The following is an 11,975-nucleotide window of genomic DNA, read 5'->3' on the forward strand; positions in this document are numbered from 1 at the left end:
GGCGCAGACTCACTGCTTCTCATCGGGAGAGAGGATGCCCGTCTCGAGTGCTCGCAGCACCGCCTTGGTGCGGTCCGTCACGCCGAGCTTGAGCAGCACGCTGGACATGTGGTTCTTCACCGTGCCCTCGGCGAGGAACAGACCGCGCGCAATCTGACGGTTGGACAGTCCGCCCGCGGCAAGTCGCAGCACATCGAGCTCGCGCGGGCTGAGCTCTTCGGCAGGCATCGCGGCGCGTGTGGTCTGCGTCGCGGAGACAGCGCGGAGCAGGCGCTCGGTGAGTGCGGGCTGCAGCAGTGTGCCGCCGCTGTGGAGCGTGCGGATGCCGCCCAGCAGTTGCTCCAGACTCACATCCTTGAGCATGTAGCCCTTCGCGCCTGCCCGCAGCGCGCCGAGCACGAGTGCATCGTCATCGAACGTCGTCAGCACGAGCGTGGGCACCGCCTGCCCGCGCTCGTGCATGGCCTTCAGCGTCGCGATGCCGTCGCGGACGGGCATCCGCAGATCGAGAAGCACCACGTCGATGTCCTCGGTGGCGAGGATGTCCAGCGCCTCCTCGCCGTCGGCCGCCTCACCGACGACGACCGCCTCGGGGGTGAGTGAGAGCAGGCTGCGGATGCCCTGCCTCACCAGGGTCTGATCGTCGACCACGAGAACCCGGACCGGGGCGGTCATCGTCGACATCCCGATGCTGCGGCCATATCGGCATCGTACGCACGCCGCACGTCATGCGGGGGTGCCATCGGTCATGGTTCCGCCCACCGGCGGGGTGCCCATGACCGATGGCACCTGTGTGGGCGCCCTGCGCTTCGTAGCGTGGCAGTCACCCCGACAGGAAGGACACCCCATGGTGCAGAACGTGCACGAACGAATCGTCGACGGCACTCCCGCACAGGTGTGGCCGGTGCTCGCCGACCTCGGCTCGCTGTATCCCGCGAGCAGCGGAAGCCTCGCCTTTCCCGACGGACTGTACGAGGGCGCGCCCGTCGCGCATGACGGAGTCACATACCGCGTGGCCGTCGTCGATCCGGGCAGGCGCCTGTGGTTCGACGTCGATTGGGCGTTGTCCGACGGACACGGTTTCGAACTCTTCCCGGTCGGCGACGCGCACACCCACGTGCGACACAGCGTGAACGGCCGCCTTCGCGGCACGTTCGCGCTGCTGTGGCCGGTGTTCATCCGACGACAGCACGACCGCGCGCTGGAGGGCATCCTCGACAACCTGAGTGCGGCCATGAGCCGAGTCAGGGGCGGCGGAGCATGAGGGTCGTCTCGGGACCTGAGCGTGCTCAGCGCTGATTGCGCGGATGCCGCCGGGCCGTCCGCTCGTTACCGCGACGATAGTTGCCGGTGACGCGGGCCATCAGATGCTGCGGGTCCTCGTTCTCGACCCGCGCGAGGAAGTCGGCCGCGGCGGCACCGCGCAGCACGGTCGCCGGCGTGCCGTGGTGGCGGATCACGACGTCGTCACCCCGCCGTCGATATTCGAAGCCGTCAGGGCTCGGCATCAGATCCACCCCGGCAGCCAGTTGTGTATGAGCCAGAACTCGTAGGGAACGCTCATGCCCGTCCATACGGGGTAGAAGAACACCGACACGAGCGTGATGCCGACGAGGATGACGATCACGGTGCGTTCCCCGGCTTGCCTGCGCGAGAGCGGGTCGTCTCGACGCCCGGCGAGGTCACGCAGCGCGAGCACGAGGGCGAGCACGAGGAACGGCATGATCGCGACGGTATAGAACTGGAAGATCGTGCGGTTGGGCAGGAACAGCCAGGGCAGATAGGTCGCCGCGATGCCGACCAGAGGCGCGGAGTACACCCAGCTCACCGGCGCGCGCTCGATCAGACCGCGGGTGATCCGGTACACGAGGTAGAGCACGGCCACCACTCCGCCGTACCAGAGCAGCGGGTTGGGGATCGTGCTGACCACCGAGATGCAGTTGTCGGTGCCGCAGGTGTTGGGCTGCTTGTCGACCCACACGGCGGTGGGGCGCAGGAGCAGCGGCCATTGCCAGGCGGGGCTCGCATACGGGTGCGATGAACTGAGTCCGGAGTGGAACCCGAGAATCGACGAGTGGTAGTACACGAGCGCCGTGAACGGGTTGGCGAAGTTGCCCCTGGCATAGCCGCCCGAGGTGACGAACCAGCCCGTCCAGGTCAGGAGGTAGGTCAGCAGGGCGGGGCCGACCACCAGCACGAACGAGACGGGCCCCTGGCGGAGGACCGCATCCGTCGGCCACAGCAGGATGCCCGCGCGTCGCCGCGCCAGCGCATCGCTGACCACCACCCACAGGCCGAAGGCAGCCAGAGCGTACAGCCCCGACCACTTCACCGCGCAGGCCGCGCCGAGCATCACTCCCGCGGCGACCAGCCACGGGCGACGCCAGAAGATCGGAGCGTTGTAGGCGATCAGCTCCGACGGCGGGGCCGGGTGCTCGCGCGGTGCTGCCGGCGCGGTCTTCTCTGTCCAGATGACGGTGCGGCCGGGGCTCATTGCGGCACCGTTGGCGAGCCGGCCGAGATGCCGCAGTGTGACGGGGCCAGTGAAAGGCTGCGGCTCATCCGGCATCCCCGCCGCGATCCGCGGGATCGTCCGTCGCCCGTCGTAGAGCACGAACAGGAAGCCGAGCAGGATGAAGAACGTGAGGATGCCGTCGAGCAGCGCCGTCCGGCTCATCACGATGCCGAGGCCATCGATAGCCAGCAGGAACCCGGCGATGCTCGCGGCGATGAGCGATCGGGTGAGGGCCTTGGCGATGAGGAACACCACGAGCACGCTGAGGCTGCCGAGCACCGCGACGCTCACACGCCAGCCGAAGCTCGACGTCGGCCCCGTCAGCGCCATGCCGAGCGCGATGAGCCACTTGCCCAGGGGCGGATGCACGACGAACGAACCCTTGGGGTCGAGCGCCGAGGCGATGGCATCCGCATCACCGGCGTTGAAGGCCGCGTTCGCCCCATCGCTCCACGTGCCCTCGTAGCCCAGCAGCCACAGCGACCAGGCGTCCTTGACGTAGTACGTCTCGTCGAAGGCGAGCTCGTGCGGGTGATCGAGGTTCGCCAGTCGCAGCAGCGCGGCGAACAGGGTGAGCAGGGTGGGAGCCAGCCAGCCGAGCGCGCGGCGCACAGCAGGATCGGATGCCAGGGCTGCGCGCCACCTCCCCAGGACCGTCAGCCGCGATTGAACGGGCGGCAGCAGCGGAGGAGGCGAGGTCACCCGCCCAGCCTAGACAGCGCGCCTAAGCTGGGCGAATGATCATCCTCGCGGCGACCCCGATCGGCAATCTCGGAGACGCCTCGCGCAGGCTCATCGAGGTGCTCGAGAACGCCCAGGTCGTCGCCGCAGAAGACACCCGTACGACGCAGCGATTGCTGCAGGCGCTGAAGATCGAGAACCGTCCGCGGCTGATCGCTCTGCACGACCACAACGAGAAGCAGAAGGCGGCGGAGCTGGTCGCGCTCGCCGCAGACGAGGATGTCGTGGTCGTCAGTGACGCGGGTATGCCCGCCGTCAGCGACCCCGGCTACGGCGTGGTTGCCGCTGCTGTCGAGGCCGGGGTCACAGTCACGGCGATCCCCGGCCCCAGTGCCGTGCTCATGGCGCTCGCGATCTCGGGGCTGCCCACCGACCGGTTCACCTTCGAAGGATTCCTGCCTCGTAAGCCGGGGGAGCGCCGCAAAGTGTTGCGTGCCCTCGCTGCAGAGCCGCGCACCATGGTGTTCTTCGAGTCTCCCTCGCGTCTGGCGTCCGCGCTGGCCGACATGGGGGAGGCGTTCGGTGTCGACCGCCGCATCGCCGTGTGCCGCGAACTCACCAAGCTCTACGAGGAGGTGCGCCGCGGAACGGCATCCGAACTGGTCACCTGGGCCGAGGGCGGGGTGAAGGGCGAGATCGTCGTCGTCGTCGAGGGCGCGGCCCCCGTCGAGGTGTCGGGCGACGATGCCCTCGCGCAGGTGCAGGCGCTCGTCGCCGACGGCATCCGCCTGAAGGATGCTGCCGCCGAGGTCGCAGCCGCCACCGGCCTGTCCTCCCGCGACCTGTACCAGGCGGCGCTCGCCGTGCGTAAGCCCGCCGGTTCCTGAGCGAGGAGCGCAGCGACGAGACGAAGGACGCCCTTCGTCTCGCTGCGCTCGCTCAGGGCCCGGTGAGCACGGTTCCTGAGCGAGGAGCGCAGGCACCTCAGCGCTCGGCGCGGAGAAGTACGCTTCCCGCGGCCCGATCTGCCGAATTCCTCCGCGCGAAGCGCTCAAGGCCGCGCGAAGCGCGCGCCCCAACTCCGCAGTCACGAAACAGAACCCCCGCTGCATCACGCCTAGAATCGACTGCATGCCCGCAGGCGAATCCTTCTACATCACCACGCCCATCTACTACCCCTCCGATGTGCCGCACATCGGCCACGGGTACACGACGGTGGCGGTCGACACGCTCGCGCGGTGGCACCGCCAGGCGGGGGATGACACCTGGATGCTGACGGGCACCGACGAGCACGGCCAGAAGATGCTGCGGGCAGCAGCAGCCAACGGCGTCACTCCGCAGGAGTGGGTCGACAAGCTCGTCAGCGAGTCGTGGTTCCCGCAGCTGGAGACCCTCGATGTCGCCAACGACGACTTCATCCGCACCACGCAGGAGCGGCACGAGACCAACGTGCAGACGTTCTTCCAGCGCCTGTATGACCGCGGCTACATCTACGCGGGCGAGTACGAGGCGCTTTACTGTGTGGGCTGCGAGGAGTTCAAGCCCGAGTCTGAGATCGTCGACGGCACCGGCCCGTTCGAGGGGCTGAAGGTCTGCGTCATCCACTCAAAGCCGCTGGAGCTGCTGCAGGAGAAGAACTACTTCTTCAAGCTCAGCGAGTTCCAGGACCGCCTGCTCGAGCTGTACAAGACCCAGCCCGACTTCGTGCGCCCGCACTCGGCTCGCAACGAGGTCGTCAGCTTCGTCAGCCAGGGCCTGAAGGACCTCTCCATCTCGCGCTCCACCTTCGACTGGGGCATCCCGCTGCCCTGGGACGAGTCGCACGTCATCTACGTGTGGGTCGACGCGCTGCTCAACTACGCCACCGCGATCGGCTACGGCTCCGACCAGGAGAACTTCGACCGTCGCTGGCCCGGCTACCACGTGGTCGGCAAGGACATCCTGCGCTTCCACGCCGTCATCTGGCCGGCGATGCTCATGGCCGCAGGACTCGACGTGCCCAAGGGCGTCTTCGCGCACGGCTGGCTGCTCGTCGGCGGCGAGAAGATGTCGAAGTCGAAGCTCACCGGTATCGCCCCCACCGAGATCACCGATGTGTTCGGCTCGGATGCCTACCGGTTCTACTTCCTCTCGGCGATCGCCTTCGGGCAGGACGGCTCGTTCTCGTGGGAGGACCTGTCGGCCCGCTACCAGGCCGAGCTCGCGAATGGCTTCGGCAACCTCGCCTCGCGCACGGTCGCGATGATCGAGAAGTACTTCGGCGGCGTCGTGCCGGCGCCCGGCGCGTACACCGAGCGCGACCTCGTGGTGCAGCAGGTCGTGGCCGATGCCGCGACGGCGGCGGATGCGGCGATCGAGAACTTCCGCATCGACGAGGCGATCGCCGCGATCTGGACGATCGTTGATGAACTCAACGGCTACATCACCGACAATGAGCCGTGGGCGCTGGCCCGCGACGAGGCGCAGCGTGAGCGTCTGGGCACCGTGCTGTACACGGCCGCCGAGGGTCTGCGGGCCCTCGCCGTGCTGCTCTCGCCGGTGATGCCGCAGGCGACCGCCAAGCTGTGGGATGCCCTCGGCATCGCAGGCGCGCTCGGGGCGCTGCAGGCGCAGCCGATCCGCGAGGCCGGTGCGTGGGGAGTGCTCCCCGCCGGCACGCAGGTGCAGACTCTGGCGCCGCTGTTCCCGCGCGTGGAGTCGACGGCCTGAGGCCATGGCCGAGACGTACATGAAGGAGCGCGACCGCGACGGCCGCAAGGATCTGAAGTATCCGGCGGCTCCCGAGCCGCTGACCGTTCCGGTGTACGACAACCACGCGCACCTGGAGATCGCCGACGGCCCGCAGGCGGGCTCAGACCTGCAGACAGACTTTGGGCCCCAGGGGCTCAGCCTCACCGAGCAGCTCGACCGCGCGGCGGCTGTCGGCGTCGCCGGGGTCGTGCAGGCCTCCGGCGACATCGAATCCTCGCGCTGGGCGGTGGATGCGGCAGCATCCGACTCCCGTGTGCTGGCGGCCGTCGCGATCCACCCGAACGATGCGCCCATCTACGCCGCGGAGGGGCGCCTCGACGAGGCGATCGCCGTGATCGACGAGCTCGCCGCGCACCCGCGCACCCGGGCGATCGGTGAGACCGGGCTCGACTATTTCCGCACCGACGAGCCGGGTCGGCCCGCGCAGCACGCCTCATTCGAGGCGCACATCGCGCTGGCGAAGAAGCACGGCATCGCGATGCAGATCCACGACCGCGATGCCCACGACGACGTCCTGGCGACCCTCGCCCGGGTCGGAGCGCCCGAGAAGACGGTGTTCCACTGCTTCTCCGGTGACGAGCAGATGGCCCGGATCGCCGCGGATGCCGGCTACTACCTCTCCTTCGCCGGCAACGTCACGTTCAAGAACGCGCAGAACCTGCGGGATGCCCTCGCGGTCACCCCGCGCGAGCGCATCCTCGTCGAGACGGATGCCCCGTTCCTCACGCCCGTGCCGCTGCGCGGACGCCCCAACGCGCCCTATCTCGTGCCGATCACGGTGCGCTTCATGGCCGCGGAGTTGGGTGTGGACGTGGACGAGTTCTGTGCCCAGGTGGCCGCCAACACGCTGGCGGTCTACGGCTCGTTCGACTGAGGATCGGTGGCCACGGAGCCGGTCTCCGTGAGCGCCGGCCTCGCGCTGACGATCTGCGAGATCGGACGCCACACGAACAGCAGCGTGAGCGCTGCTCCCGCGAAGGCGAACCACCAGGGGGCCGTGAGCCCCCATGCCTGCGCGATCACGCCACCGAGAGCCTGGCCGACGACCATGCCGCCGAACACGCCCACCATGTTCACGGACGCGACGCGGCCCTGGAGCTCGGCCGGAACGAGCCGCTGCCGCACCGTCGTCGAAATCGTGCCCCACACGAACGCGTAGAAGCCGAAGAAGAACATGATGACCATCGCCACCCATCCGGCCGTGGTCAGCGCGAACGCGAGATGCATGAGCACCTCGAGGCTCAGCACCACCCGCATCATCGTCGCGAAGGAGATGTGTCGCTCGAGCCAGCCGAAGCTCAGCGTGGCAAGGATGCCACCCGCCGCGGATGCGGTGGTGAGCATGCCGTAGCCCACCGGGCCCATCTGCAGGTGCTCGGTCGCGTACAGCACCAACACGCCCCAGGGTGCGGCCCAGGTGACATTGAACAGCAGGATGATCAGCACCAGCATCCGCACCGGCGGGTTGCGCCAGAGCCAACGCAGGCCCTCGGCGATGTCGGTGTGCACGGGTGCCTTCGTCGCGGCATCCGCTCGCGGGGGCACCGGGGTGTGCGCCATCCGCGAGACGAGCACGATCGCCAGCAGCACGCACAGCACTTCGACGATGAACGGGATCGCCGTGCCCGCGGCGAAGAGGAACGCCCCCAGCGGGGGACCGGCGAACTGGTTCGCGACGAGATACCCGGCCTGCAGACGGGCGTTGCCCACGCCGAGGTCGGCCGGCTTCACGATCATCGGCAGCAGCGTGCTGGACGCCGTGTCGACGAAGATCTCGGCGGTGCCGTAGAGGAACGCGACGGCCAGCACGATCCAGATGTTGGCGGTGCCGGTGAGCAGAAACACGACGAGGGCAGCCAGCACGACGGCGCGGCCGGCGTTGGCGACCATCACCATGCGCCGCCTGTCAAAGCGGTCGGCGATCGCGCCCGCGTGCAGGCCGAACAGCAGCCACGGCAAGAACTGCATCACCGCGCCGGATGCCACGAGAATCGGCGACGAGGTCAGCGAGGCGATCAGCAGGGGAGCGGCGGCGAGAGCTACGCCGTCGCCGACGTTGCTCGTCCACGATGACGCCAGCAGCCAGCGGAAGTCTCGCCCCATGCGGCGCGGCGCGATGAGGTTGCCGAGGGAGGTCACCCGACCGATCCTAGACGCGGGGCGAACCGGTACCGTGGCGGGATGGAGCCGACTGTCGACGTCGAACGGGGCGCCTGGCTACGTGCCCGCGCGGGGGCGTGGGCGACCGTCGGCGGGGTCGCCGGCACCGGCTTCGAGGCGTACGCGCGCATCCTGCATCCGGTGCAGGCATGGCGCACCGATCCCACCATCACCGACGAGTGGGGCAGTCCCCTCATCGTCGAGGACACCCGGTGGGGCTGGGCGGAGGTCGCCCGCCGTAACGCGCGCACGATGCATCCGCTCGTGCAGTGGTTCAGCCTCACCGACCGGGAAGAGCGGCGGGAGTGGCCCGACGGCTGGGCCGTCGGGCAGGCCGAGGAGGGGCGGCTACCCGCCGAGCTGCTGGCGGCGCTCACCGGTCCTCTGGTGCGCAACACCCGCACGCCCGAGCTGCTCACCGCCGCGTTCTGGATCGGGTGGGGCGAACTGCATGGAGGGGCGCAAATGAGCCTCGTGCTCATGGCGGAGGGCGGTGATCCCGAGGCGGTCGCCCGCGAGCGCGCCAGGGTGGAGGCGGAGCTGCGCGAGGAGCGGCGCCGCGCCATCGCCCCGGCTGTGCGGGAGGTGATCGACCGCGGTCCGTTCTTCGACTGGCCTGGCCGCGAGATGCTGCTCTGTTCCACCTCGCTCGGTGAACTCGCCGACCCGACGTGGCCCGCCCACGCCGGCGTCGCCGGTCTGACGCCACAACTGCTCTGGCCTGCCGACCGGCGCTGGGTCGTGGCGAGCGAGATCGACTGGGATTCCACGATCGTGGCCGGGTCGCGCGCGCTCATCGACGAGGTGCTCGCAGACGAGGCCTTCGAGAGCTACGAGGTCGACGAGGCGAGCGATCTGACCTGGGACGGCGACACCATCAACCCGCGCCCTCCCGGCCGCCGCGACTCGGAGAGCGGGTAGGGGAGAATGGATGCATGACCGTCTCCCTCCTCGGCGCGACCGAGATCCGCCGCCTCGCCGGTGAGCTCGATGTGACCCCCACCAAGAAGCTGGGGCAGAACTTCGTCGTCGACTCCAACACGGTCCGCAAGATCGTGCACGCCGCAGGCGTGCAGCCGGGGGAGCGCGTCGTCGAGATCGGACCGGGTCTGGGTTCGCTCACCCTGGCCATCCTCGAGGCGGGAGCCAGCGTCACCGCCGTCGAGATCGACCACCGCCTCGCCGAGCGTCTGCCCCAGACGGCCGCGGAGCGCGGGGTTCCCGACGGGGCGCTGACCGTGGTGGACGCGGACGCCATGAAGGTCACCGCACTGCCCGGCGACCCCACCGTGCTGGTGGCGAATCTGCCCTACAACGTCTCGGTGCCGGTGTTGCTGCACTTTCTCGAGACCTTCCCCGGCCTGCAGCGCGGTGTCGTGATGGTGCAGGCGGAGGTCGCTGAGCGGCTGGCGGCCAAGCCTGGCTCGAAGATCTACGGCGCGCCCAGCGTGAAGGCCGCCTGGTACGGTCCCTGGAAGCTCGCGGGCAGCGTCTCTCGTCAGGTGTTCTGGCCGGTTCCCAACGTGGACAGCCTGCTCGTCGGATTCGTCCGCGACGAGCAGCCGCGTGGTTCTGAAGAGGAGCGTCGCCGCACCTTCGAGATCGTGGATGCCGCCTTCGGCCAGCGACGCAAGATGCTCCGCCAGGCGCTGTCCGGCATCTTCGGCAGCTCCGCGGCGGCATCCGCTGTGCTCGAAGCCGCCGGCGTCGCCCCGACCGCGCGTGGCGAAGACCTGACCGTCGATGACTACCAGCGCATCGCTCAGGTGGCGGCGGGCAGTAATCTGGCACCGTGACCGATCCACGCTTCCGTCCCGACGTTCCCGAACTGCACCGGCCGTACGCGGCGGCAGCCGACCGCTACCAGCGGTTCGCCTACCGTCAGGTGGGCACCTCCGGGCTGTACCTGCCGCCGATCTCCCTCGGGCTGTGGTGGAACTTCGGTGACAACATCCCGATGGACAACCAGCGGGCGCTGCTGCGCCATGCCTTCGACCGCGGCATCACTCACTTCGACCTCGCGAACAACTACGGCCCGCCGTACGGGTCGGCCGAGAAGAACTTCGGGCGCATCCTCGCCGAAGACCTGCGCCCGTACCGAGACGAGCTGATCATCTCGTCGAAGGCCGGGTGGGACATGTGGCCCGGGCCCTACGGCGATCTCGGCAGCCGCAAATACATCCTCGCCAGCGCCGATCAGTCCCTCACCCGGATGGGCCTGGACTACGTCGACATCTTCTACTCGCACCGCGTCGACCCCGACACGCCCATCGAAGAGACGGTGGGGGCGCTCGACACGCTGGTGCGTCAGGGCAAGGCGCTCTACGTCGGCATCTCGTCTTACAGCGCCGAGCGCACGGCCGAAGCCGCAGCCGTCGCTCGCGACCTCGGCACGCCACTGGTCATCCACCAGCCCTCGTACTCGATCCTCAACCGTTGGGTCGAAGACGGGCTCACCGAGACTCTCCGTGCCGAGGGGCTCGGTGCCATCGCCTTCACCCCGCTCGCGCAGGGCCTGCTCACCGGAAAGTACCTCGCCGACGGCACGGCCGACCGCGCCCAGAAACGCGGCTCGCTGTCGGAGCGCCCGCTGTCCGATGAGGGCCTGGAAGTGCTGCGCGGGCTCAACGCCATCGCCGCCGAGCGCGGTCAATCGCTGGCGCAGATGGCACTGCAGTGGACGCTGCGCGACCCCGTCGTCGCCTCGGCCTTGATCGGTGCCTCGCGCCCGGAGCAACTGGACGAGAACATCGCCGCCGTTGACGGACCGGAGTTCTCGGAGGTCGAGCTGACGGCCATCGACGAACTCGCCGGTGGCATCGACGTGAACCTCTGGGCCGTCTCGTCGGAGCTGTGATCTCACGATGAGTTTCGCGCAGCGGTCGGATGCCGTGCATGTGCGCGCCCCGGGCAAGATCAACGTCTATCTGGGTGTGGGCGGTCGGCACGATGACGGCTACCACGCACTGGCCACGGTCTTCCAGGCGGTGTCGCTGTATGAGGATGTGTTTGCCTCGCCGGCCGACGACTTCTCGGTCACCGTCACCGGCAATGTCGACCCGGCCACGGTGCCGACCGATGATCGCAATCTCGCCATCCGTGCGGCGAAGCTGCTCGCTCAGGCGACCGGCGTGACGGCCGGGGTTGCCCTGGAGCTGCGCAAGGGTGTTCCCGTCGCTGGCGGGATGGGGGGCGGATCGGCGGATGCTGCCGCAGCGCTCGTCGCCTGCGACATTCTCTGGGGCACGGACGTCGGCCCGGCGCGCCTGCACGACCTGGCGGCGCGCCTCGGGGCAGACGTGCCCTTTGCGCTGCACGGCGGCACGGCCGTGGGTACCGGGCGTGGCGACCGGCTCACTCCGGCACTGGCCCGGGGGCGGTTCGACTGGGTGCTCGCGACGAGCCCCGAGGGGCTCTCCACCCCCGCGATCTACGGTCGACTCGATCAGATGCGTGACGAGCGGGGAGCGCTCGCCGACGATCCGCCGCTCTCGCTCGACGTGCCGGTGCCCGTGCTGCAGGCGCTGCGGGCGGGGGATGCCGGCGATCTCGCTGCCGCGATGCTCAACGACCTGGAACCCGCGGCGATCGCCGAGCGCCCCGAACTCGACCTCATCCTCGCCGAAGGCGTGCGCGCGGGGGCGCTGGCCGGGCTTGTCTCGGGCTCCGGCCCCACGATCGCGTTCCTGTGCGCAGGGCCGGACGCCGCCCGCGTCGTGCAGGAAGAGCTGCGTGCGATGGGCCGCGAGGCGCTGCACGTGCACGGGCCTGTGCCCGGCGCCACCGTCATCTCCTGAGTGCACTGGGCCGCCCTTCGTCTCGCTGCGCTCGCTCAGGGACCGGAACAGGGTTTGCCGCGGTTCCTGAG

At 69.3% G+C, this 11,975-nt stretch carries 12 protein-coding genes; 8 read left to right on the top strand and 4 right to left on the bottom strand.

The genetic code is table 11. The features are described 5' to 3' along the window. Window positions 1-9: 9 nt before the first annotated feature. Window positions 10-675: a response regulator transcription factor gene (locus WDU93_RS06285; protein ID WP_337318681.1), complete on the bottom strand. Its 666-nt coding sequence runs from the start codon at window positions 673-675 to the stop codon at window positions 10-12. Between the two features lie 172 nt (window positions 676-847). Between WDU93_RS06285 and WDU93_RS06290 the strand changes: the two genes are divergently transcribed. Continuing rightward, complete coding sequence (locus WDU93_RS06290; protein WP_337318683.1) at window positions 848-1,264, top strand: SRPBCC family protein; 417 nt, start codon at window positions 848-850, stop codon at window positions 1,262-1,264. A 25-nt stretch (window positions 1,265-1,289) separates the two neighbouring features. Here WDU93_RS06290 and WDU93_RS06295 read toward each other — a convergent pair whose 3' ends face one another. Together WDU93_RS06295 and WDU93_RS06300 are read right to left on the bottom strand one after the other, a co-directional pair. Next, entirely contained in the window at window positions 1,290-1,508 is a 219-nt protein-coding gene (locus WDU93_RS06295; RefSeq protein WP_337318685.1) for a hypothetical protein, read from the bottom strand. Then, entirely contained in the window at window positions 1,508-3,217 is a 1,710-nt protein-coding gene (locus WDU93_RS06300) for a dolichyl-phosphate-mannose--protein mannosyltransferase (RefSeq protein WP_337318687.1), read from the bottom strand. Before WDU93_RS06300 ends, WDU93_RS06295 begins: the two co-directional genes overlap by 1 nt. Before the next feature lie 35 nt (window positions 3,218-3,252). Here WDU93_RS06300 and rsmI point away from each other — a divergent pair, with 35 nt between their 5' ends. From rsmI to WDU93_RS06315, 3 genes are all read left to right on the top strand, one after another. Continuing rightward, entirely contained in the window at window positions 3,253-4,083 is an 831-nt protein-coding gene (gene rsmI, locus WDU93_RS06305) for a 16S rRNA (cytidine(1402)-2'-O)-methyltransferase (protein ID WP_337318689.1), read from the top strand. A gap of 244 nt (window positions 4,084-4,327) precedes the next feature. Beyond that, window positions 4,328-5,905: a methionine--tRNA ligase gene (gene metG / locus WDU93_RS06310; protein ID WP_337318690.1), complete on the top strand. Its 1,578-nt coding sequence runs from the start codon at window positions 4,328-4,330 to the stop codon at window positions 5,903-5,905. Window positions 5,906-5,909: 4 nt separating this feature from the next. Next, window positions 5,910-6,821 carry a TatD family hydrolase gene (locus WDU93_RS06315; protein WP_337318693.1) on the top strand — a complete coding sequence of 304 codons (912 nt, stop codon included), beginning with the start codon at window positions 5,910-5,912 and terminating at the stop codon, window positions 6,819-6,821. On the opposite strand, the gene WDU93_RS06320 is transcribed toward WDU93_RS06315, so the two are convergent. Beyond that, entirely contained in the window at window positions 6,803-8,086 is a 1,284-nt protein-coding gene (locus WDU93_RS06320; RefSeq protein ID WP_337318695.1) for an MFS transporter, read from the bottom strand. The two genes, WDU93_RS06315 and WDU93_RS06320, sit on opposite strands and share 19 nt — an antisense overlap. A gap of 42 nt (window positions 8,087-8,128) precedes the next feature. Here WDU93_RS06320 and WDU93_RS06325 point away from each other — a divergent pair, with 42 nt between their 5' ends. From WDU93_RS06325 to WDU93_RS06340, 4 genes are read left to right on the top strand one after another with little or no spacing between them, the layout of a single operon-like run. Then, window positions 8,129-9,028, top strand: a complete 900-nt coding sequence (locus tag WDU93_RS06325; RefSeq protein ID WP_337318697.1) for a hypothetical protein — start codon at window positions 8,129-8,131, stop codon at window positions 9,026-9,028. Between the two features lie 14 nt (window positions 9,029-9,042). Further along, on the top strand, window positions 9,043-9,903 hold the full coding sequence (gene rsmA / locus WDU93_RS06330; RefSeq protein ID WP_337318699.1) for a 16S rRNA (adenine(1518)-N(6)/adenine(1519)-N(6))-dimethyltransferase RsmA: 861 nt from the start codon (window positions 9,043-9,045) through the stop codon (window positions 9,901-9,903). After that, window positions 9,900-10,964: an L-glyceraldehyde 3-phosphate reductase gene (mgrA, locus tag WDU93_RS06335; RefSeq protein WP_337318701.1), complete on the top strand. Its 1,065-nt coding sequence runs from the start codon at window positions 9,900-9,902 to the stop codon at window positions 10,962-10,964. The genes rsmA and mgrA overlap by 4 nt, the downstream gene beginning before the upstream one ends. 7 nt (window positions 10,965-10,971) lie before the next feature. Beyond that, window positions 10,972-11,904 carry a 4-(cytidine 5'-diphospho)-2-C-methyl-D-erythritol kinase gene (locus WDU93_RS06340; RefSeq protein WP_337318703.1) on the top strand — a complete coding sequence of 311 codons (933 nt, stop codon included), beginning with the start codon at window positions 10,972-10,974 and terminating at the stop codon, window positions 11,902-11,904. Window positions 11,905-11,975: the final 71 nt, after the last annotated feature.

The sequence above is a fragment of the Microbacterium istanbulense genome, assembly GCF_037204145.1.
GTDB lineage: Bacteria > Actinomycetota > Actinomycetes > Actinomycetales > Microbacteriaceae > Microbacterium > Microbacterium istanbulense.